This window comes from Paraburkholderia acidipaludis NBRC 101816, from assembly GCF_000684975.1.
GTDB lineage: Bacteria > Pseudomonadota > Gammaproteobacteria > Burkholderiales > Burkholderiaceae > Paraburkholderia > Paraburkholderia acidipaludis.
Genome location: NZ_BAXZ01000038.1, coordinates 1 through 20762 on the forward strand (window position 1 = coordinate 1; position 20762 = coordinate 20762).

21 protein-coding genes are annotated in these 20762 nt (G+C 60.6%); 4 read left to right on the forward strand and 17 right to left on the reverse strand.

The window, feature by feature from the left end; all coding sequences use genetic code 11:
- Nucleotides 1-609: aromatic amino acid lyase (locus tag BAC01S_RS28805; protein ID WP_027797858.1), on the reverse strand; the 609-nt coding region annotated here is incomplete at its 3' end.
- Between the two features lie 237 nt (nt 610-846).
- Here BAC01S_RS28805 and BAC01S_RS28810 point away from each other — a divergent pair.
- From BAC01S_RS28810 to BAC01S_RS28825, 4 genes are all read left to right on the forward strand, one after another.
- Nucleotides 847-1605, forward strand: a complete 759-nt coding sequence (locus BAC01S_RS28810) for an ABC transporter substrate-binding protein (protein WP_027797859.1) — start codon at nt 847-849, stop codon at nt 1603-1605.
- Nucleotides 1606-1692: 87 nt separating this feature from the next.
- Nucleotides 1693-2382, forward strand: a complete 690-nt coding sequence (locus BAC01S_RS28815) for an ABC transporter permease (RefSeq protein WP_027797860.1) — start codon at nt 1693-1695, stop codon at nt 2380-2382.
- On the forward strand, nt 2379-3092 hold the full coding sequence (locus BAC01S_RS28820) for an ABC transporter permease (RefSeq protein WP_027797861.1): 714 nt from the start codon (nt 2379-2381) through the stop codon (nt 3090-3092). The genes BAC01S_RS28815 and BAC01S_RS28820 overlap by 4 nt, the downstream gene beginning before the upstream one ends.
- 32 nt (nt 3093-3124) lie before the next feature.
- Nucleotides 3125-3892: an ABC transporter ATP-binding protein gene (locus BAC01S_RS28825; RefSeq protein ID WP_027797862.1), complete on the forward strand. Its 768-nt coding sequence runs from the start codon at nt 3125-3127 to the stop codon at nt 3890-3892.
- Between the two features lie 40 nt (nt 3893-3932).
- Here the strand turns inward: BAC01S_RS28825 and BAC01S_RS28830 are convergent, their stop codons facing one another.
- The 16 genes from BAC01S_RS28830 to BAC01S_RS33070 all read right to left on the reverse strand — a co-directional run bounded on the left by BAC01S_RS28830 (nt 3933) and on the right by BAC01S_RS33070 (nt 20759).
- On the reverse strand, nt 3933-4370 hold the full coding sequence (locus tag BAC01S_RS28830; protein ID WP_027797863.1) for a MarR family winged helix-turn-helix transcriptional regulator: 438 nt from the start codon (nt 4368-4370) through the stop codon (nt 3933-3935).
- A 111-nt stretch (nt 4371-4481) separates the two neighbouring features.
- A complete protein-coding gene (locus BAC01S_RS28835) occupies nt 4482-4982 on the reverse strand; it encodes an OmpA family protein (protein ID WP_027797864.1) in 501 nt (166 codons plus the stop codon).
- Nucleotides 4983-5064: 82 nt separating this feature from the next.
- Nucleotides 5065-5637 (reverse strand): type VI secretion system lipoprotein TssJ, encoded by a 573-nt coding sequence (gene tssJ / locus BAC01S_RS33050; RefSeq protein ID WP_281175954.1) that lies wholly within the window; start codon nt 5635-5637, stop codon nt 5065-5067.
- 38 nt (nt 5638-5675) lie between these two features.
- Entirely contained in the window at nt 5676-6206 is a 531-nt protein-coding gene (tssJ, locus tag BAC01S_RS28845; RefSeq protein WP_027797865.1) for a type VI secretion system lipoprotein TssJ, read from the reverse strand.
- A 14-nt stretch (nt 6207-6220) separates the two neighbouring features.
- Nucleotides 6221-7321 (reverse strand): type VI secretion system baseplate subunit TssG, encoded by a 1101-nt coding sequence (gene tssG / locus BAC01S_RS28850; protein ID WP_043204092.1) that lies wholly within the window; start codon nt 7319-7321, stop codon nt 6221-6223.
- Entirely contained in the window at nt 7318-9126 is a 1809-nt protein-coding gene (tssF, locus tag BAC01S_RS28855; protein WP_027797867.1) for a type VI secretion system baseplate subunit TssF, read from the reverse strand. The genes tssG and tssF overlap by 4 nt, the downstream gene beginning before the upstream one ends.
- Before the next feature lie 37 nt (nt 9127-9163).
- Complete coding sequence (tssA, locus tag BAC01S_RS28860) at nt 9164-10753, reverse strand: type VI secretion system protein TssA (protein ID WP_027797868.1); 1590 nt, start codon at nt 10751-10753, stop codon at nt 9164-9166.
- On the reverse strand, nt 10750-14307 hold the full coding sequence (locus BAC01S_RS28865) for an ImcF-related family protein (protein WP_027797869.1): 3558 nt from the start codon (nt 14305-14307) through the stop codon (nt 10750-10752). The genes tssA and BAC01S_RS28865 overlap by 4 nt, the downstream gene beginning before the upstream one ends.
- Complete coding sequence (locus tag BAC01S_RS33055; RefSeq protein ID WP_245616730.1) at nt 14304-15296, reverse strand: hypothetical protein; 993 nt, start codon at nt 15294-15296, stop codon at nt 14304-14306. The genes BAC01S_RS28865 and BAC01S_RS33055 overlap by 4 nt, the downstream gene beginning before the upstream one ends.
- A gap of 262 nt (nt 15297-15558) precedes the next feature.
- Nucleotides 15559-15807 (reverse strand): PAAR domain-containing protein, encoded by a 249-nt coding sequence (locus tag BAC01S_RS28875; RefSeq protein WP_027797870.1) that lies wholly within the window; start codon nt 15805-15807, stop codon nt 15559-15561.
- A 2-nt stretch (nt 15808-15809) separates the two neighbouring features.
- On the reverse strand, nt 15810-17906 hold the full coding sequence (locus tag BAC01S_RS33060; protein WP_084168972.1) for a phospholipase effector Tle1 domain-containing protein: 2097 nt from the start codon (nt 17904-17906) through the stop codon (nt 15810-15812).
- A gap of 11 nt (nt 17907-17917) precedes the next feature.
- Nucleotides 17918-18370 carry a DUF3304 domain-containing protein gene (locus BAC01S_RS34240; protein ID WP_084168974.1) on the reverse strand — a complete coding sequence of 151 codons (453 nt, stop codon included), beginning with the start codon at nt 18368-18370 and terminating at the stop codon, nt 17918-17920.
- 14 nt (nt 18371-18384) lie between these two features.
- Nucleotides 18385-18837 carry a DUF3304 domain-containing protein gene (locus BAC01S_RS28885; protein WP_027797871.1) on the reverse strand — a complete coding sequence of 151 codons (453 nt, stop codon included), beginning with the start codon at nt 18835-18837 and terminating at the stop codon, nt 18385-18387.
- A gap of 15 nt (nt 18838-18852) precedes the next feature.
- Nucleotides 18853-19308 carry a DUF3304 domain-containing protein gene (locus tag BAC01S_RS33065; RefSeq protein ID WP_084168976.1) on the reverse strand — a complete coding sequence of 152 codons (456 nt, stop codon included), beginning with the start codon at nt 19306-19308 and terminating at the stop codon, nt 18853-18855.
- A 15-nt stretch (nt 19309-19323) separates the two neighbouring features.
- Complete coding sequence (locus BAC01S_RS28895) at nt 19324-19776, reverse strand: DUF3304 domain-containing protein (RefSeq protein ID WP_027797872.1); 453 nt, start codon at nt 19774-19776, stop codon at nt 19324-19326.
- Nucleotides 19777-19832: 56 nt separating this feature from the next.
- A complete protein-coding gene (locus tag BAC01S_RS33070; RefSeq protein WP_052408874.1) occupies nt 19833-20759 on the reverse strand; it encodes a DUF4123 domain-containing protein in 927 nt (308 codons plus the stop codon).
- Nucleotides 20760-20762: the final 3 nt, after the last annotated feature.

A 20762-nucleotide genomic window follows, 5' to 3' on the forward strand; every position in this document is an offset into this window, starting at 1 on the left:
GGAGGCCTGCGTGCCGTTCAGGAGTGCGAGACCTTCCTTGGCTTGCAACGAGAGCGGCTTGAGGCCGACGAGTCGCAGACCCTCTACCGCGTTCATACGCTCGCCCTTCGCAAACACTTCGCCCACACCAAGCAGCACGGCGGACATATGTGCGAGCGGCGCGAGGTCGCCCGAGGCGCCCACGGAGCCCTTCACCGGAATCACCGGCAGCACGTCGGCGTTGAAGAGCGCGACGAGCGCATTCATCACCTCGCGGCGAATGCCCGAGTGGCCGCGCCCGAGGCTCGAAAGCTTCAGCGCCATCAAGAGGCGCACGACCGGGCGCGCCATCGGCTCGCCCACGCCCACGGCGTGCGAGAGCACGAGATTGCGCTGCAGCAGTTCGAGCTGGTCGGTCGGAATATGGGTGCTTGCGAGGCGGCCAAATCCGGTATTGATGCCGTAAGCGGGCTCGCCCTTCGCCGTGATTTCGGCAACGGCGCGTGCGCACGCGTCGATGGCAGCGAAGCTTGCTGGATCGAGTTCGAGTTTGACGGCGTTTGCGTCGGTTGCGCGGGCAATCTGGCGCAGTTGGGGCAGGGTCAGGTGGCCGGGAGTCAGTTTAATCATGGCGATCGAGTTGTCTGGACAAGGTGACTGGCAGATTACAGAATCGAGCTTGTATAGACAAGTAAAAGCGGCTCCGTGTATACCCGCACGATGTATTCCTGACGCTTGTGTTACGCGGGCTTTCGATTGTGGAGCGGGTGTCTGCCTCGGTAATAACACCGATTGTTGGTCTCCGAGAGTGCCGTTAATTTGTATAGACAACTTGATGCTGTGTCGACAATCCCCTCCGGAGACTTCATGAAGAAACTTGCCTTGTGCGTCGCCCTTGCCCTCGCGGCTGGTGGTGCTTATGCGAAAGACTGGTCCACCATCCGTTTCGGTACGGACGCGAGCTACGCACCGTTCGAATCGAAGGCAGCCGACGGCAAGCTCGTCGGTTTCGACATCGACCTCGGCAACGAGATTTGCCGGCGTATGAACGCCAGGTGCGTGTGGGTCGAGCAGGACTTCGACGGCATGATTCCCGGCCTCAAGGCGAAGAAGTTCGACGGCGTGCTCTCCGCGCTGACGATCACCCCGCAGCGCGAAGAGCAGATCGCCTTCTCGTCGAAACTGTTCAACACGCCCACGCGTCTCGTCGCGAAGAAGGGTTCGGTCCTCCAGCCGACCGTCGCGTCGCTCAAGGGCAAGACGGTGGGCGTCGAGCAAGGCTCGATCCAGGAAACCTACGCCAAGGAGAACTGGGCACCCAAGGGTGTCAACGTCGTGCCCTATCAGAACCAGGATCAGGTCTACCTGGATCTGCAGTCGGGACGCCTTGACGCCGCGCTGCAGGACGAAATCCAGGCCGACCTCGGTTTCCTCAAGACGCCGCGCGGCGCCGACTTCGCATTCGCCGGTCCGGAAATCCCGACCGGCGCGGCCGCCATCGGCCTGCGCAAGGACGATGCCGACCTGAAGGCCAAAATCGACAAGACGATCGCCGACATGATCAAGGACGGCACGTACAAGAAGATCGAATCGAAGTACTTCGACTTCGACGTCTACGGCGGTTGAGCCCTGCCGTCTGCGTCCGAATCTGCGTCTGCATCAAAGGTGCCGCATGCCAGTGCGGCACCGGCCCTGTAATCGAGGACCCCATCCATGCTTTTTCAAGGCTTCGGCCCGCTGCTCCTCGCGGGCACGTGGGAAACCATCAAGCTCGCGGTGCTTTCGCTCGCCGCGGCATTCCTGCTGGGTCTCGCCGGCGCCGCGGCGAAGCTTTCGCCCAATCGCGTGGTCTCGCGCATCGGCACCCTCTATACGACGCTGATTCGCGCGGTACCCGATCTCGTGCTGATGCTGCTGCTGTTCTATAGCATCCAGATCTGGCTGAACAACCTGACCGACATGCTCGGCATGGACCAGATCGACATCGACCCGTTCGTGGCCGGCGTCATCACGCTCGGCTTCATCTACGGCGCGTACTTCACCGAAACCTTCCGCGGCGCGTTCCTCGCGGTGCCGCGCGGGCAGATCGAGGCCGGCTTTGCCTATGGCATGAGCCCCGCGCGCGTATTCACGCGCATCCTGTTTCCGCAGATGATGCGCTACGCACTGCCTGGCATCGGCAACAACTGGCAGGTGCTCGTGAAGGCCACGGCGCTCGTTTCGATCATCGGTCTCGCCGACGTCGTGAAGGCCGCGCAGGACGCCGGCAAGGCCACGCAGGCGTTTTTCTTTTTCACGCTCATCACCGGTGCGATCTATCTCGCGATCACCACCGTTTCCAACCTGGTATTGCACCGCCTCGAGAAGCGCTACTCGACCGGTGTGCGGAGGGCCGCGCTGTGATCGAACTCCTTCGGCAATACTGGCCCAACTATCTGTACAGCGACGGCTTCAACTACAGCGGCCTCGTCATCACGCTCTGGTTGCTGGTCGTTTCGATCGTGCTCGGCTTTGCGCTTGCCGTGCCGCTCGCCATCGCGCGCGCATCGCGCAACCCCTGGATTTCGCGCCCGGTCTGGCTCTATACGTATGTGTTTCGCGGCACCCCGCTCTATGTCCAGTTGCTGCTCTGCTATACCGGCCTCTATAGCCTGCACTACGTCCATACACACGAACTGCTCGGCGAGTTCTTTCGCAGTGCCATGAACTGCACGCTGCTCTCCTTCACGCTGAACGAGTGCGCCTACGCCACCGAGATCTTTGCCGGCGCGATTCGCGAGACCTCATACGGCGAGATCGAGGCGGCACTGGCTTACGGCATGCCGAAAACGAAGCTCTATACGCGCATCATCCTGCCCTCCGCGCTGCGGCGCGCCCTGCCCGCGTACAGCAACGAAGTGATCCTGATGCTGCACGCCACGACGCTTGCCTTCACCGCCACCGTGCCCGACATCCTGAAAGTGGCGCGCGATGCGAACTCCGCCACTTACATGACGTTTCAGGCCTACGGCATTGCGGCCGTGCTGTATGCGTCGATCGTCTTCGCCCTGATCTGGGCATTCCGCCGCATGGAAACCCGCATGCTGGCCTACCTGAAACCGCAAGGGCACTGACGCGCTGTTGGTCCTGATGGAGTGTATTGAGCATGTACAAGCTGATTGTCGACGACCTGCACAAGAAGTTCGGCGAGAACGAGGTATTGAAGGGCGTATCGCTCAAGGCGAAAGCCGGCGACGTGATCAGCCTGATCGGGTCGAGCGGCTCGGGCAAGAGCACGTTCCTGCGTTGCATCAATTTTCTCGAATCGCCCTGCTCGGGGCGCATTACCGTGAACGGCGAGGAAATTCGCACGAGCCCCGACCGCGGCGGTTCGCTGCGCGTGAGCGACCCGAAGCAACTGCGGGCGATGCGCACGCGCCTCTCGATGGTGTTCCAGCATTTCAATCTGTGGGCACACATGAATGTGCTCGAGAACATCATCGAAGCGCCTGTGAGCGTATTGGGCCTGAGCCGCGAGGAAGCCGAGGCCCGCGCCCGCAAATACCTGACCAAAGTGGGTCTTTCGGCGGGCGTCGAGCACAAGTACCCGTCGCATCTGTCCGGCGGTCAGCAGCAGCGCGTGGCGATTGCCCGTGCGCTGGCGATGGAGCCCGAAGTGATGCTGTTCGACGAGCCCACCTCGGCGCTCGACCCCGAACTGGTCGGCGAGGTGCTAAGAGTGATGCAGGCGCTCGCGGAAGAAGGCCGCACGATGATTGTCGTCACGCACGAAATGGGGTTCGCGCGCAACGTCTCGAATCACGTCGTCTTTCTGCACCACGGAAGGATCGAGGAGCAAGGCGACCCGCGCGAGGTGTTGAATGCGCCACGCAGCGAGCGATTGCAGCAGTTTCTGGCCGGGCGGTTGAAATAAGCGGCGAGGCGTCCTGCTTGCCGCCTCACCATCGCACCCTTCACTCGCCGATAAATTTGCCCAGCAGCCTGCGTAGTTCGTCGAATTCGGCTTTGGTGAATTTGCGCAGCCGCGCGTTCAGCACCTTCGGCGCGATGTGCGGAATCTGCGCGGCCACGGCCTGGCCCTCTGTCGTCAGCGCGAGGTTCACCACCCGGCGATCCTCAGCGCAGCGCGAGCGCTCGACGAGCCCCTTGTCTTCCAGCTTGTCGAGCAGGCGCGTCATCAGACCCGTATCGACGCTGAGGAGCTTCGAAAGACCGTAGGGCGTCGTGGCGATGCCCCTGCTGATCGACAGCAGAATGCCCATTTGCGGGCTCGTGATGTCGAGGTCCTTCAGCGCCGCATCCATCTCCGATGTGATCAGGTTACGCGCCTTCGTGAGCGCGAACCCCACGCTTTCGGTGAGCATGAAGTTCTTCGGCGTGTAGTGGTCCATCGCGGCGGGCTCCGGGGAGGCATTGTTGAATTCAACAATAGCTGCAAAGTCAGAATTTGTCAAGATGCTCTGGAATTGCCGGCTGGGCGAGCGGCGGGCTGGCGGGTCTGCTCACCTGCCCATGATGCGAGTCTCCGACTCGCCGACGATCACGATTTCTGTGCGCCGGTTCTTCGCCTGGCCTTCGGGCGTGTCGTTGTCCGCCACCGGGCGGTCGTACGCGAAGCCTTTCGTCGTGATCCGCGACGGCGGCATGCCGCGCTCTTCGAGCGCGTCGGCGACGGTTTTCGCGCGCGCTTCGGACAACTGCATGTTGTAGTCGTGCGTGCCGACATTATCCGTATGCCCTTCAATGACGACCGGCTTGTCGCTGCGTTTGAGCAGCACGATAGCGCGCGCGAGCGCAGGAGCGGCATCGGTGCGCAGTGTGGATTGGTCGAAGTCGAACAGGACTTTTTCGGGCAGGCGCATCTGGACGCCGTCGGGGCCTTGCGTGACCTCGATGCCGGTGGCCTGGTTGAGCGCAATTTCGTGGCTGCGATCCAGATTCGAGCAGGCGGCTAGCAGCGCCATGACGCCCGCACACGTGCCGCGCGTGATCAGTTTCTTCATTTCTATTTCTCCTTTAAGTAATTGAGGCGCATAGCGCGAGATGGTTGCGATGGGATTCGATCGTCACAACGCGTTCACTGCTTCACCTGGGGGGATCTGTCTGGACCAGCTTCAGTTCGTTACCGTCGGCCTCGATCCTCACCGGATCGGTTTCTTTCCACCGCTCGCCCGGAATGGCGAGTTTCCAGGTTTTGTCCCGGGTGGGTTCACGGAAAAACGCGATCACCCCCACGACCTGTGCCGCCTCGTTCATCGACTCGGTCATGCTCGTACTTGCCCCTGGCCGCAGTACGACATCTTTCGTGGTCAGCAGGTCGTCCTTTAGCAGCTTCTGGTCGCTTCTCTGAAATTGCACATACGTTAGTTCTGCGAATGTTGTTACGTCCCTGAGCTGGTAGAACCGTACCACCACGGAGAGCGGCTGGCCGTCGGGATCCGGGTTAATGAGCGGCTTGGCCACAAGATCGAAGGTTATGGTCTTCGCATGGGGCATGGTGGATGACTTCGAGACATTGAGCCTGCCATCCCTTACCGCTTGCACCACGCCGCAGCCGGTAACGAGACATGCTGCGTATGCAGCGACTACGCAGTATGTCCAACGCCTTGTGTCTGTGCCTGTACGCAACCTGCCGATCCTCTCTTTTAGCCCTTTCACCCTGCCCGCGCCCCTCTTCGGCCGTATTGCTATGGTTCTCAACGCGCGGATTGCGCACTGGACTCGTCACCGGCAAGCAGGATCTGGTCGAGCAGTTTGAGCTTCAGCGGCTTGTCCGCATCAAGCTTTTTCTTCTCGATCACATATTTCCAGCCGGTGCCGCTGCCAGGATGCCTGTACAACGCTACGACAGCCACGTACTTCGTATCGGTCTGCATCGGCTGCGAAAGGCTCGCCGAGGCGCCAGGGTTGAGCACCGCAGCCATGCTGTCCTGCAGATCCTGCGCGAGCACGGTGCGGTCGTTCTTCAGAAGGTCGTCGTACGATGCTTGGTCAAAGAGCTTGCGATCCTTGAGCTGGTACACGCGCACGGCGACCGATGTCGGCCGGCCGGCATCGTCCGCGTTCAGGGCATCGCGTGCAGACAGATCGATGTTCAGCACTTTCACTTGTTTGAAAAACACGGCGTGATACGCGCTCGAGGACGCATCCGACACGGTCTGCCACGCGCCGCAGGCCGAGAGCATCAGCCCGGAGGCAAGGGTAATAAGGATGAGACGGATAAACATTCGGGTTTCCAGGGTTATACGTGTTGCGGGCTCAGATAGGGGTTGGGTGCCGGTGTGGGGACGGCCTTATACACACCGAGCGGAATCCGGATCAGGCGCTCCTCCTGAGCGGGTAGCACGGTCGTCCACCCCAGTCGCGGGGCGGTGCCCTCAGGCGTCGTGCCGATCGCCGGCAAGGGGGCAATCCGCGAAGACACTTTCATGCGCAGATGAACGTCTGACTTGTGGCCCACATAGAGCGTGAGGAGAGCGATCAGCTCACGATACAGCCAGGCGCCGGGTAGCAGGTCGTGCGCCTGGGCGGCGGTATCGGGGCGTAGCGTGACCCGTGCGGCACGGCCACGCCAGGCAAGACGCCTGCCAAGCACGTAGCCGCCTCCGAGTCCGCGCTGGCTGCCATTGCCCGACGTCGCGGGTTGCGAGGTTATCGGCCTTGGCTGTCCGATACCGGTCATCGCCGGGAAAAACTCGTCGACGCGCACCTGCGCACCCGGGATGGCCAGTGCGATCACGCCTGCGAGGCCCTCAGGCGTGCGGGTCTTTTGGGCGAGTAGGCCCAGCAACGCGAGCAGGCGGCAGTCCGGCAAACCTGCACGTCCTGGTTTGTCGCCCCAACCGAATCCGACCAGTGCCAACAAGTTCCGCGAATGCGGGTCGCGCCCGCCCGGCAGGAAGCTTTCCGGGTAGCGGTATTTCTTCCATGCACGGTACAGGAGCGTGATAAGACGATGATCGTACTGGTCGAGAAAACGTTCGACGACCTCATGCCCTTCTTCGCGCAGAACGATGTCGTCGACGAGGTGCGACGGCATGGCCGCGTCCACGCCGTACAGGCCCATGAAGGTCGTACGCACGACAGGCGGCGCCGGCGGAGCGTATTCGTCATCGTTGTCGTCGTACTCGACGGCCGCGATTTCCCCCGCCGGAAACGCTGGACGTCGCCAAGATCCGAAACGCACGGGCTCCTGTTCAGCGGTATCGCGCGTGCCCAGTCCGGCACCTTCCGGCGCGCGTGCTTCGAGCAGCCGGCATAGCTGCATGAAGCTCATCTGTGGCGCGCGCGCAAGCAGCGCGGCAACCAGCGGCTCAAGCCTGGAACAGTCTTCTCGTTTCATAGTGGAGAGCGTTCTGCCTTGCTGCGCGGCCAGAGCGTGCGTTTTTGCGACGGCAGGCTCACGATCGAGAGCTTTGTAAACAGATTGATTTCCGCGTACATCGCAAAGAAACGGTGCAACAGCTCGCCAAAGAGCATCACGTCACCTTCGCCGGCAAATGCCTGGGAGTCGAGCGTGACCTCGATCAGCACGCCACGCTCGACCGAGCCTCCCGACACCTCTTCGAGCAGTTCTTCGGACACCCAGAGAATCCCGGCCAGACGACGTCGGTTCAGCTCGTCGTCGGTCCAGTCGTAAAGCGCGAGCGCACCGCGCAGCACTTCAGCGTTCATCAGCGAGAGGAAGTTCGCCGCGAGGTGCGAAAGCACACGCCACTGGTACCGGTCGTCCGTGGGCGGATAGAGCGGCAGGGTCGGCGCGACGAGATTGCGCACGCCCGTTACGTTCGGGGTGCTCGCCGCAAGCTCACTCAGGTTGGCTTCGCGCAGACCTTTGCGTGGCAGCATGCCGTTGGTGCCGGTCACGCGCAGCGACAGGCTTTCCTCGGGGAGCGTCTCCATCGTCTCCCAGGCGTGGCCACCAAGGACGATCCACGTTTCATGGAGCCCGGATACCCCCGGGCGCACGCGTGCGTGGAAATACCGCTCAGGCGCTTCATGACGCAACATGCCACCACGATGCCGGAAGGTGGCAAACGGTACGTATTCGTAGCGCTCCGCGGTTTCGTGATCGAACGCGGAGATGGCGTCGACCGAATACGTTTCGACATGCTCGCCGTGGTGACCTGCCGGTACGACGCGATACTCCGTTTCGTGGTGATTGATCTCGATGGGCTCGGCGTCGAGTTCGAAGAGGTTGATGACTGGAGAGCAGAACAGGCGCACATTCTCCCGTGTGAAGCGCAGATCCGACGGATATGCTTCCTTGAGGACGATTTCAAGCTCGAAGCGCGTGCTCTCCTTGGGAAGCTTCGCAATGTCCAGCCCGCAGAGATCGACGAAGAGAAATTTGTCTCGAAACGAGAAGTACTCGAGCAGAAGCTGATAGCCGGAAAACGCCGGGTCGGCTTTGGGCCACAGGCGTTCCTCAGTGGAGAAGCCGGCCGGTTCGATCGTGATGCCTGGCAGCGGCACGGCTTCGCCGTCCCGTACCTCTGGAATGCGCCATAGCACCGCGTCGACCTGGCGCGTGAGTGCAAGGTGCATGGCAAACGCCACCGGCAGGTCGGCGCTCAGATGCAGGCGCAGGCGCGAGAGATCCGTCTCCTCGCGTCGTGCCGAATGCTGGAGTTCGAAGGCGAGCCGGATCACGGACCGGCCATCGTGACGCACCGAGGGCCCTGACTGCGCGATGGAAACCGGCTGCAGCGTGACGGCCTGGGTGGTGCGGTAAAGGCACTGTACGGAAGCCGGTGTCGTACCCTCGGCGCCATTGGTCTGCGGCACGGCGATGGGCGCCGAGCGCACCGGCACGCCAGCGGGCACCGCCTCGGTTCGCTGGAGCTTTTCCCGAAGCGGGACAAGCTCGGCGATCGAGAGCGAGGGAATCATCCGCAGATAGTGCGGCCACAGCAGGCTTACCAGTCCTTCCGTGAGTTCAGGCAGCTCGTCGTCGAGCTTCTGCTGCAGGCGTCCGACGAGGAACGCGAAGCCCTCATGAACGCGCTCGACATACGGATCGCGGTCGCCCACCCGGTCGAGATTGAGCATGCGTGCCCGATCGGGGTGCGCCTTTGCAAACTCCCTGCCGGATTCGTGCAGGTAGCGCATCTGGGCTTCGTAGTAACGCAGGATTGGATCGTCCATCTCTGATTTTCTGTTGTTTGCGCCACCGTGGCAGTCGTTACAAAGTCAGCGACAGTGCACGGGCTGGTTCGAGCACCGTAAGCTCTGTCTGCAGTTCAGCCATCCGGCGCGCAAGTGCGGGCTTGTCCGCGTCCTTGCGGTTGCTGGTTGCCTTCAGTGCCCGAAGCAACTGGAGCTTCACTTCGAACACCAGCGCCGGATCCCAGCGCGCAAGCGGCAGTGTTTTCGCTGATGCGTCGAGTTCGAGCAGCAGCGCCATGGCGGTGTCAGCGCGTTCGGAATTTTGCGCAAGACGCGCCATCACGAATCGCTGCAGATAACGGTGCCGCTCCGTCCTCATGCCGGGCAGCGCCTCGAGCCAGGCGAAGGCGGCTTCGACACCCTCGCGCACAACGAGATCTTTCGCCTGTGCTTCGATCTCCGGCCAGTCGCCCGCACCGCCTTCTTCGCTGCTGGCCGACACCGGCAGGGGTTCGAGCGTCTCGCCCGCTTCGAGATCGCGCACCACCGCGTGCCTGGCGATCCATTCGAGCGTCGTATCGTCCGCGAAGGGAGTGCCGTCGTTGAACGACAGGCGCTCGATGCCGGGAAGACGCTCGAGGAAGAGCGCGAAGTCAGCGCGCAGCAGCTCACGCCACGCGCTGTAGGGCGCGCCGACGTTGTCGAGCGCGAGGTGCTGGAAGTACTGCAGGTCGAACCAGAGGTGATTGACGCCCTCCATGAACGCACCCTCGACACGCTCCAGCAGCTCGTTCCATTGTTTCTGCAGTGCGAGGCGCTTCATCTGCTGGCGCAGTTCCGGGCGCGGCGCAACAAGCCGTGTATGCGAGGCGGCATCGGCTGGCGGCACTTCATGCAGGGTGTCCCAGCGAACGCAGCGCGCAACGCGCACGGACGGCAGGTAGCCCTGCTCCTGGTCGCGCAGCCACGTGGCCATCGCACGCGCCTGCTCCAGCAGGTCGCGCGTTGACGTGATGGCGCCGCCCGCCATGCGGGCCGGGGACGGCGAGGAGGACGGCGGCAAATCGGCATCGCCGCTGCGTACCGCCCCGTCCTTGTGCTCGAACTTCGATACCAGCGGCTGCAGATTCGGTCGCACCGCTTCAGGCCATGCGAGTGTGAGCGTGACAAGCACGTCGAGCGCGGCCAATGCGCGTTCGAGATCTGGCGGCGCGAACTCGCCGCGGCTTTCGAGCAACTCAAGCACGCGCGGCGTCGCCAGCATCTCGAGCGCGCCCTTCTTCGCTTCGGCGCGCGCGGGCAGCACTTCCTGCCCGAACCGCTCGACAAGTGCGGCAGCGAGTTCCAGTGCGTCCGCGAAACCAGCCGGGCCATCCTGACGTACTCTCGCAAACGCGTAGTAGCCCGCCAGACGCAGATCCTTGCCGGTTTCCTTGAGCAACTGCTCGCAGGAATGCGTGATCAGGCTTTCGTCGATTCCCGAGAGCTTGCCGGCCTCATCCCTGAGCGCAAAAAAAGCATCCTCGTAACCGGGATCGCGTCCCACACCCGATCCGCCCACAAGCGGTTGCAACCACCCCGCCCACGCATCAAGCCGCGCACGCGTCAGTTCACCGGCGTCCTCGCGGGCCGGGAAGAGGCTGCGGAAGAGTTCACCGAGCTTCATTCGGCCTCCGGCACGGTACCGTGAGGCAGTGGCATGGCTGCGTGCCTGGCGGCTGCGATAGCGGCCGGCGGCAACGGTGGCGGCGTGTTGGCCGACAACCCGGAAGCGGACTTCACACCGCCGGCGGCAAAGATGCGGGAGGGCAACGCGAAGTGGCGCAACTGGAGCACATCCAGCGGACCTGCGCCCGCCTCGCCGCGCAACTGGACCCTGAGCGCAAGGCCCGTGCTCGCGTCCGGCGTCCAGGTAAGCAGGTAACGTGCGTTGTCCTGCTGCAAAACTTTCGCACGCTCGAGCAGACGGATCAGCCCGAAACGCCCCTGCGCCTCCATGGATGAGCGCAGGCCCGCCTGCTCGGTCTGCCATTCGATATGCGAGAGGTTCTCCAGCGACTGCCCCGGCCATTCGAAGGGCGTCCACTCCTCGCGCTGGTTGAAGTAGTGCAGTTCGTTGCCCGGCAGCACCACCCGCATGTCCGTGATGCCAGGCGTTGCGACACCGCGCAGATCGAACCGTATATGTGCGTCGCCCGAGGGGAAGAGTACCGTCGAGACCCGCATCAACCGGTTCAGTCCGTCGATAAAAGCCGGGTCGAGCCTGAGCGAGCCGCGATCGGCACCTTGCGCGGCGCCCCAGTGATCGCCCTGGCGCTCGACGACGCCTGCCAGCTGCGTCGTGACGAACTGGGTGATCACGCCGTTATCCGGGCGCATGAAGCGCGCCATCTCCGGCAACGACGCATCGTTTTCCGAATCGGCAAACGGATAGCGGCCGCCGAAGGTCCGGTTCCAGTCAGCGAGGATCGAGGTGCGCCAGATGTCGTTCAGGCTTGCCGCAGCGGGCTGCACCACGGCCTGCCAGGTCTGGTCGAGCGGCGCCTGGAACAGCTCACCGAACCCCGCCCACTGCTCGCCCAGGCTGGCGGCCACGCGGCTCGCGTAATCGCGGCTGTCCGCGATATCCGAGCTCCGGCCCTGCAGCACCGACTGCGCCGCGAGGCGCGACATGGCGTCCGTATCGGGGCCGGCCAGCATCTGCTCGACTTTCAGGCGCATTGCCGTCACGCGTTCGAGGTAGCGCGCAAGGCTCAGGTCGCCGGTTGCCGCGATCTGTGCGCCGGCCTTGCCGGTCTGCGCCGGCATCGCAGAGGCAAGATCACTGCCCGCGAGACGCAGAATGGGCCCGAAAGCGCCCGCGAGTGGTGCGAGCTCGGGCTGCGCCTGCTTCGACGGATCTTTCTGGTCAGCCCCGACAAGCTGCTGCGCCTTGTTGATGAGCGTATCGGAGAGCGATTGCGCTGCCGCGCCGGCGCCTGCCTGATACACGATCATGTTCATCAGCGCGACCAGAGGCGAGCGTTGGGAATCCCCCAACAGCGTGAGCTGGTCGGCCGTGGCCGAGAGCGTCGTTGCAGACTGCCAGCGCAGGCTGTTGAGGAACTGCTCCCATGCCCGTGCGTAGTCGTCGAAATAACGTTGACGCAGTGCAGCTCTCAACGTCGATGGCGCCGCATTCGCCGATTTCGCATCCGAGAGCACCCAGTCGCCCGCGACATTGCCCTGCTCGCTCGCCTCGTCGATCGCCTTCGCGATGCGTTGTTCCCACGCGTCGCGCGTGAACACGCCTGGTATCGTCTGCGTGGTGTTGAACAGGCCCCGGCCCGTGGTGTCGCCTAATAGCGTGGCAAGAGATACCGGCGGATATTTCGGCTTCGCCTCATCAAGGATCTGTTCGTAGACCGCATCCGTTGAGTTCTGGATGCCGCGCACGCCGATGATGGTCTGGCGCGTAGCGGCAACGAGGCCGCCATCGGGGCTAATCGCGGCTGTCGATGCTCCCGGAGCGTTGTGTCCGAGGTGATCCGCAAAGAATCCGATGGCGTGCTGGCGCAGATCCTCCCATGTGCCTGGCGAGAGTGGCGAATTGAGCGGGCGCGCCGGCACTTCCGTTGCGACGAGCTGCGACGTCAGAAAGACCGCGGCAGCATGTTCCGGCTTCGCGAGCATCAGGTAGGCCTTGAGCGTGTCATAGGCCGCCTGAGCCTGCGCGTTGCCACCGCTTGCGATTTCCTCGTCGGACATCGAGGCGAGCTGGCGCAACCGCTCCTCGAGCTTCTCGCGGATCGGGTCGACAAGAACACGTGCTGCGGCACTCTGGTAGCCGGGCCAAATTGCACCGAGCAGTGCGCGGTCGTGGTTCAGGCCAAAGCGTGTTACCCATGGGGAGCCATCGCGTTGACGCGTCTCGAGCGTATCGATCTGTTTGTCGAGGCTGTCGAGCATTTGCATGGCTTGCGTAGGATCCTGGGTGCCCGAGAGTCTCGCGAGCGTGTCCGCTGCGTTGCCGATCGTGGCGCGATTCGTGAAAGTGGAAACCGCCATGCCCACGATCCAGAGGCCGACCACGGCTGTTGCGGTCCACGCTGCCGTTGTCCAGAACGAAAAACCGACGCGACGACCGTGGACTGTTCGGCTGTGCTCCGCAATCGTTTGCCAGATCGAGCGCTGTTGTGGCGCGATGGGGTCGCTTTCTGTTTCCGCTTGTTCGTCTGCCTCGCCGTTGAGCTTTTCCACGGCTGTGGGTAGCGCGAACTCGCGCTCCTTGAAGAGCGGTGCAAACAGCAGACCGTGCACGGTCTGACGCCAGTAACGCGAATTCGCGGTCTGCAGCACAAGTTCTGACAAGGCGCTACCGAGCCGCTCGATATGTTGCGAGAGCTCGGCCGGATAGCGGTCGCGATTGTCCGCGGCAACCCGTGCGACGCCTGTGTCCGCCAGATTAAGTGCGAGGCCTTGCAGCGAGGCGTGGATTTCCTCGGCATTCACGCGCGTGTTCGCCCAGGTCACGCCTATCGGTTCGTCCGCACTTTGCGTCTCGGCGCCAAAATCTGTCACGTTCAGCAGATATGCAGGCGCGGCCCATCGCAGGGCTCGGGCGTGGCGGGCGAGGCGTTGGGCCAGCGCGTTTGTGTCAAATGGAGTCTTGCCGACAACCCGATTACCGGTTACCACCACGATCGCATCGATCGGGCGGCGACTGCGCATCCGGCGAATCTGGTCGAGCCAGGCGGTGTCGAGCTTGTCGGTGGTCTGCTTCGCATAGAGCAGCACAGTATCGCCGGTGATTGCGTAGCAGGTGTCCACGAGTCCCGGCACAAGACGCGTAACGAGCGGCTCGTCGCCCGCGATGACCACCCACTGCTCACGGTAGCGCCAGCGCCCCCCATGTCGGGCGCGCAGTGCATCACAAAGGTTGGTGCTGCGGGAGACATTCAAATCGACCTCATCCCTCTTTTGTGCCGCGCCGATCCTCGCCATTGGATCGCGCTCGTACCGGGTGTTCGATCGACCAGGTGCATTCCTGGCCACGACACTCCACGCACTGGCTAGAGGGGCACGAAACGCCAACACGAGCCCCCCGATCAAAACGATAATCAGGACCCGGCGAACCGGAGACGGGTCGATTGTCGAACCTTTGAACCATTCGAACAGAGCAGCGGCAATCGTCACTGCGATCACGATAATCCAGTAGCCGAAGATCTTGCGTACCTTCATGCATTCAATTCCATTTGTTCTTTTGAATGTGCGAGTGACTTAGCGACTGCGAAGTACAATGAACCTGCACGCCATGCCATGAGTTGTGGCCCCCCCGTTTTTCCTGCATGTTCGATTGCCAACGCGGCCGCAAGCCATCCGGCACACGCCCCGGGATTGCCTAACGCTGTATCGATGTCGTGCACGCCTGTCAGTTCTGCTGTTTGTGAGAGAGCCAGCTTCACACCCGATGCGGTTTGAAGAAGCCCTCCTTTGTCCTCCCCAGACAGTCCAGCTTGCCAGAGATCGCTAATTTCGGCCGCCGCCGATTTACTCCACAACAGCGCCTGCTGGGTGCTGTATTCAAGCGCCGTGGTGTCGACCACCAGGGGGCGATGCAACATCGCCAAGGATCGAAGTCCATATCGTTCTACCAGAGGTGCCCATCCCAATAAAAGCGCCACCGCGGCTTCCGCACTGTTCTCGGGCGGCTTATCGTGTAGCTGCGCTGACACGAACAGAACGAAGCGCTCAAGCGTAGGGCCACCCTTTATATCTAACCACTCGTCCAGTGCCATCAATCCTAGGTTCGTGGCGAGCAACGTTACAGGCGCACGCCGTAGTTCGGAATCCGACCAGCATTGGTGCCACGTGCGAAGATGCATATCCCTATCTTCGCTCTCGGGTAAATGCAGACGTACGTCGAGCGCAACGTTCTTGGGAAGTGCCTTGATTGCGGGACCGATCCGTGCCAGCAGCTTCTCGAAGCAAGGGCCGTAGCGCCCCTTCCCGTCTTCGCTGTCGATCAAGGACAACGAAGTGTGACGTGTTCCGTCTTTTCCGTTCTGCGACGTTTTTGCGACAAGTGCCGTCTCGCCCCGGGCGATCTTCCCTGCGACCTCAGTAGTACCAAAGCCGCACAGATAGCTCAATCCCACAACTGCAAGCGGTTCACTCGCGAAGCGAATTGCTTTGGCTCGATCTTCCTGCAGGACTTCATCCTCAGCCATGAGTCTTGCGACCTCTTCGTCGTAGTAGTGCAACCGCAAGCCAAAGACAAGGGCCCATGCAAGCACAGGTAACGCGAGCAGCTGTACCCAGAACCATGCAGAGCCCGTAGGTTCCGTCCTGGACCACGTCAGTAGCGTACCTATTACGCCGGCAAGCATGAAGACCACGAAAAACGCAAGCCAGACGATAGCTCGCGGTGGGCGAGGCTCGTTCGATGCTTGCCTCTGCGAAACGGGAAGGACAACCGGCATCGTCCGGCCTTTAGACGAGGCTGGAGATCAGGCGGCAACCGCACATCGCGCGATAGCCGTTTCGGGCGACCGGTACTCCGTCGTCCTTCATCGTCTCATCGCCATCGATAATGAGATTAGGTTTGATATCGTGTTGTGGACACGACACTTCGTCGCCCTTGCGTGCGATAAAGCGGCCACTGAATTTCATCGCCTTCGAGGCGGTGATGACTTTCCCGCCGTGGTCAGTGGAATCGCCCAGGAGAACCAGATCAATCATTTTCACTCCTTGAAAAAATTGCTAAGCGTAGAGCTGCTACCAACAGCTGAGCCTAGCCCCAGCGGGTCAAGATAACGCTGTGAACCCTGATCCCAGGATGCGGCATCCTGAAGCTTGCCCAGTTGATCCTGACGAATCTGGTCAGGGTCTGGAAGCAGTTTCTTCGCCGCTTTGCCAGCCGTGTTCTTGGCCTTATCGACTATCTGGTCCTTGCTGCTTTTTTCTTCGATCGTGCGCAACTGCAGGAACACGCCATCACCAAGTGAGACGTTATTTGCCCTGGTGATGGTGTTATGAACAAAATTGTCAAAGAATGCGAGCACTTCCGGTGACAAGGTAGCGGGCTTCACCCACGCGGTTGCCAGCTCACGTGCCGTCGGATCGCGAATGTCATCGATGGTGTGCCTCTGCCCCATCAAGTCAGCGGGCGGCACCCCTTGCTCCGCTTCGTTGTAATAGTCGGCCCGGCTGTTGTAATCGGGAGTCGGTGCATCCGTGAATATCTTGTTGTAGACCTCTGCGTCGATCGTATTAACAAATAAATTGCTACCGGTGCTGTATGTTCCAGCCCGGTCGTGAAGCGTACGCGCCCACGAAACGAACAACTTCTGATGCGCAAGAAATTGATGCTCGAGAGAACTTTTTCCGCCGGGCAATAGCGCGGCATAGGCCTTGAAAAGGTCATTCACGGTAGCGGTCTTTCCATTCACGCTAACTGTCTTCTGAAACTCGAATTCCCGCACTGCGATTCGCAGTCCCTGCTCTTTCAGTTGTTCCGTTCGGTAGACAGGAACACCACAGACCCACGCCTGGTCAAGCATGTTTCTCGCCGACACCTTCGCAAGTTCGGCGGACTTTCCATCTTCGCCATCCGCGAAACCACCGCCCACATCGGCCTGACTCCCGGGATAGACGACTTCAGTCAAGTTACCTGCTTCTTTCGAGTTGCGCGGGGAATCAACCGGCTTGTAGAAGCGCAGTTCGGTAGCAGCAACGTGGTGGACAACCTTGCGAAACTCGCCTGGCGTGTCGTATTCGCCAAGCGTGCGTTTGGCGAGGGCGACCAATTGGCTGAGCGCCTCGATCGCCACCCGGACCACGACCCCACCCGCGCCCCCTGCTTCCGGAGTGGCAAGCGTCCCCGCCGCCGTTAGCAACTGCGTTCCCGCTTTCGCGAAGAAACTGTCCCCGTAGGCACTCGAAACGCTGTCGAACAGCCCCATGAAATCGAACCGCACGTCGGCGCCTTGATAGGTAATCTTTTCGCCCTCTTTTTTGCAGATTTTTTCGATCAATTCATTCGCGAATTTGCGTGCGGCCACCGCGCCCCGGTCGAAGCCGAACATCGAAATCCGAATCGAATTGATGGGTCTGGGATCATTGCGAGCTTGCTTGAGGATATCCGTAAAGTCACTCTTTGCCTGATCTACACGTGCGTCAAAACCCGTTCCAAGCCACGCCGCCGGGGCCCCCATGTCGCGGACGCTGGGAATGGCATCAGCAGATGCCTGTACGATGACAGGAATGATTGTCTTCACGCTCGTGACCGATGCCCCCACCTTCTTTAGAATCGCACCCGGTTTGACTCCTTCCCCGAATTTTTCGAGAGCGTGAACGAGCGCGGACTTTACACCGCCCTTCGAACCGGTCCTGTAGGCGCCCGTTGCTTCCTTTGCGAAATCTCTCGTGGCGTCTTTACGCGCGTCGCCAATACTATCTTTGACTGAATCAGTAACCGCATCCTTCGCTTCCTTGACAGTGTTGGCGGCCAGTGTGCCCGCTATCCCTACTGTTTCTTTTGACAGGCGGCGTCCCATGCCTTCGTAGTAGAGTGAGTAAATTCCTGCTTCCTTTTTTGTTTCCTTATGTGCATTAAATAGGCGACCAATATTAGAGGGAGCGGAGTCCCCTTTAACGCTGTGACCGAAGCCATCGAAGAAGAAGCTAATATAGATTTCTTGACGACAGCGATAACAACCGTCCGGCGGAGCAGATGGCTGAGTGAGTGTAAAACTGGTTGCCCGGCCCACGCGATCAACCATGGACGGATTACTTTCCGCCGCTGCTGACGCAGAAATGGCTGTCTCTTCGTTGCGCATGCCGCTTCACCTCAATCCGTAGCGTTAGTAATGTTGGGAGTCGTCGGGAACTCGACCCATTTCGCCTCGACCTTCCTTCCCGGCAGGAAGTGGAATTCGATGTATCCGCTGTGCTTGTTCGGTAGTTCTGGCACGGGAACTTCAGTTTCGTAGGTTTCAGGTGGCATATTTTTTTCATCTTGCTCTTGCGTCAGATCCAGGACGACCTTGATGTGCAATGTCTTTGTTTGCTTCGGGATATCGAAGCAACACGTTATGCTCCCGCCTCCACCAACTTTATGAGCGTGAGAATATCCTCCCCCAAAGTCATCGACATCGAAGGCAGCGATATTGCGATCAGTGTAGTTGTAACCGGTCACGTGATACGGGCCATACGTTTCCTGCGAGCAGGCTCGACCCACTGCGATCCCGGCGACACACGCCAGCAACAGAAAACCTCCCCTGCGTTTCAAATCTTTTGGCATCAGTGCCCCGGTGCTCAGTTTGTGGCCTTAGGAATATTGGGAGTCGTTGGGAACTCGACCCATTTCGCCTCGATCTTCCGTCCCGGCAGGAAGTGGAGCTCGATGTATCCGTCGTGCTTGTTCGGTAGCTCTGGCACGGGAATGTCAGTTTCGTAGGTTTCAGGCGGCAGATTTTTTTCATCTTGTTCCTGCGTCAGGTCCAGGACAACCTTGATGTGCAATGTCTTTGCTCGCTTCGGGATATCCAGGCAACATGCAAATCCGCCCCCTCCACCAGACTGATGGGCGGCAGAATCCCCCCCGCCAAAGCCATCGACATCAAAGGCAGCGATATTGCGATCGGTGTAGTTGTAACCGGTCACGTGATACGGGCCATACGTTTCCTGCGAACAGGCTCGACCCACTGTGATCATAATGACACCGGCGAGCAATAGCAGACTTCCCCAGCATTTCAAATTTTTTGGCATCAACGCCCCCGGCGTTCAGTTTGTGGCGTTAGGAATGTTGGGAGTCTTCAGGAACTCGACCCATTTCGCCTCGATCTTCTTTCCCGGCAGGAAGTGAAATTCGATGTAACCGTCGTGCTTGTTCCGTAGCTCAGGGACGGGAATTTCAGTTTCGTAGGTTTCAGGCGGCAGATTTTTTTCATCTTGCTCCTGCGTCAGGTCTAGGACAACCTTGATGTGCAGTGTTTTTGCGCGCTTAGGAATCTCGAGACAACATGTCTCACCACCGCCCCCTCGGCCCGTGTAATGAGCGCTGGAATTTCCACCCCAAGTTTCGTTGACCCAAAAACTTGCAATGTTGCGATCCGTGTAGTCGTAGCCGGCAATGTGATACGGGCCATACGTTTCCTGCGAGCAGGCTCGACTCACTGCGATCCAGGCGACACAGGCGAACAACAGAAAACCTCCCCAGCGTTTCAAATCTTTTGGCATCAGTACCCCCGGTGCTCAGTTTGTGGCCTTAGGAATATTGGGAGTCGTCGGGAACTTGACCCATTTCGCCTCGATCTTCCTTCCCGTCAGAAAATGGAATTCAATGTATCCGTCGTGCTTGTTCGGTAGCTCTGGCACGGGAATGTCAGTTTCGTAGGTGTCATTGGGGAGGTTTTTGTCAAACTGCTCCCATGTCAATCCAAGCACGACCTTGATGTGCAATGTCTTTGCTCGATTCGGGATATCGAGGCAACATGCAAATCCGCCCCCTCCACCAGACTGATGGGCGGCAGAATCTCCCGCGCCAAAGTCATCGACATCAAAGGCAGCAATATTGCGATCGGTGTAGTTGTAACCGGTCACGTGATACGGGCCATACGTTTCCTGCGAGCAGGCTCGACCCACTGCGATCCCGATGACACAGGCCAGCAATAAAAAACTTCGCCAGCGCGCCAGTATCTTCAGCATCGCTTCCGCTTTGTAGTGAGGTTAGGTAGTTGCCGTTGCCGATCAGATATTTGGTGTCAGGCGGCCCACGAGGATGCTGCAGCCTCCTCCCATGCGTCGGGAGAAATCGATGGCAGTATTTCGCGTAAGGGCTTGCCCGCGCGTTGACGCGGGTCCAGTTTGACGTTGATCGTCGGGTGCGCGTCAAACTCCCGGCCTATGTTCAGTCCGATCAGAGTGAACAACATCAGATCGTCCATATTGTGAAACTGATAGCGCTCGTATGCACGATCGAGGAGTTCGCGGGCATGTGCAATGCAACTGCGAGCGTCGATGTCCGACATCGGCGGCAACAACTCGCCCTTGATTTCGTGATAGACCGTTTCAGCTAATGTCGCCACCGCCAGTCGCTGTTGCTGCTGGGTAGTAAGCATTGGATGATCCGCCGTGACAACCAGTCCATCCGATTCGCGATCGGAACCATTAACGTCCTTCCACCCTCCGTGCCAATACCGTATCGCGCGAAGCGGCGCGACGAGCCATTCGCGTTGCGCTGGTGTCAGCGCGTCCAGCAGCGCCTCAAGAATCAACGGATCGTAGTAGCGCAGCAATGCGTGCCTTCCGTCTGCCAGTGCGACTTCCGCAAACGGGTGAAGATGGCGGGTCAGACGGGATAGAGACGCCCGTGACGCAACCCAAAGCACGAGGTCTACGTGCTCGCTCTTGCGCAGCAGCGTTCGGGCGAGCGCCGCATGGGAAGCGTCGTCGAGTTTGATCTCGACCAGATAGGGCGCAACGTCAGGCGAGGATGCTTCGAGCATTGTCTCGGGATAGAGGCATTGCCACGCCGCGTCCCGTTCGATCACGACCTGCAGCACGTCCGGGTCCAGCACGCCATCGACAAGCGCGTACAGGTGAATCGGCGTGTCGTGACCGGTGGTCAGCGCTTTGAGCCACTGAGTGAGTTCGGTGAAACGTTCGACCTGAAAGGGAACAGTATGCATGTC

Coding starts and splice junctions, on each gene's coding strand:
- BAC01S_RS28810 (WP_027797859.1), top strand. CDS start 847: ATGAAGAAACTTGCCTTGTGCGTCGCCCTTGCCCTCGCGGCTGGTGGT.
- BAC01S_RS28815 (WP_027797860.1), top strand. CDS start 1,693: ATGCTTTTTCAAGGCTTCGGCCCGCTGCTCCTCGCGGGCACGTGGGAA.
- BAC01S_RS28825 (WP_027797862.1), top strand. CDS start 3,125: ATGTACAAGCTGATTGTCGACGACCTGCACAAGAAGTTCGGCGAGAAC.
- BAC01S_RS28830 (WP_027797863.1), bottom strand. CDS start 4,370: ATGGACCACTACACGCCGAAGAACTTCATGCTCACCGAAAGCGTGGGG.
- BAC01S_RS28835 (WP_027797864.1), bottom strand. CDS start 4,982: ATGAAGAAACTGATCACGCGCGGCACGTGTGCGGGCGTCATGGCGCTG.
- tssJ (WP_027797865.1), bottom strand. CDS start 6,206: ATGTTTATCCGTCTCATCCTTATTACCCTTGCCTCCGGGCTGATGCTC.
- tssG (WP_043204092.1), bottom strand. CDS start 7,321: ATGAAACGAGAAGACTGTTCCAGGCTTGAGCCGCTGGTTGCCGCGCTG.
- tssF (WP_027797867.1), bottom strand. CDS start 9,126: ATGGACGATCCAATCCTGCGTTACTACGAAGCCCAGATGCGCTACCTG.
- tssA (WP_027797868.1), bottom strand. CDS start 10,753: ATGAAGCTCGGTGAACTCTTCCGCAGCCTCTTCCCGGCCCGCGAGGAC.
- BAC01S_RS28865 (WP_027797869.1), bottom strand. CDS start 14,307: ATGAAGGTACGCAAGATCTTCGGCTACTGGATTATCGTGATCGCAGTG.
- BAC01S_RS33055 (WP_245616730.1), bottom strand. CDS start 15,296: ATGGCTGAGGATGAAGTCCTGCAGGAAGATCGAGCCAAAGCAATTCGC.
- BAC01S_RS28875 (WP_027797870.1), bottom strand. CDS start 15,807: ATGATTGATCTGGTTCTCCTGGGCGATTCCACTGACCACGGCGGGAAA.
- BAC01S_RS33060 (WP_084168972.1), bottom strand. CDS start 17,906: ATGCGCAACGAAGAGACAGCCATTTCTGCGTCAGCAGCGGCGGAAAGT.
- BAC01S_RS34240 (WP_084168974.1), bottom strand. CDS start 18,370: ATGCCAAAAGATTTGAAACGCAGGGGAGGTTTTCTGTTGCTGGCGTGT.
- BAC01S_RS28885 (WP_027797871.1), bottom strand. CDS start 18,837: ATGCCAAAAAATTTGAAATGCTGGGGAAGTCTGCTATTGCTCGCCGGT.
- BAC01S_RS33065 (WP_084168976.1), bottom strand. CDS start 19,308: ATGCCAAAAGATTTGAAACGCTGGGGAGGTTTTCTGTTGTTCGCCTGT.
- BAC01S_RS28895 (WP_027797872.1), bottom strand. CDS start 19,776: ATGCTGAAGATACTGGCGCGCTGGCGAAGTTTTTTATTGCTGGCCTGT.
- BAC01S_RS33070 (WP_052408874.1), bottom strand. CDS start 20,759: ATGCATACTGTTCCCTTTCAGGTCGAACGTTTCACCGAACTCACTCAG.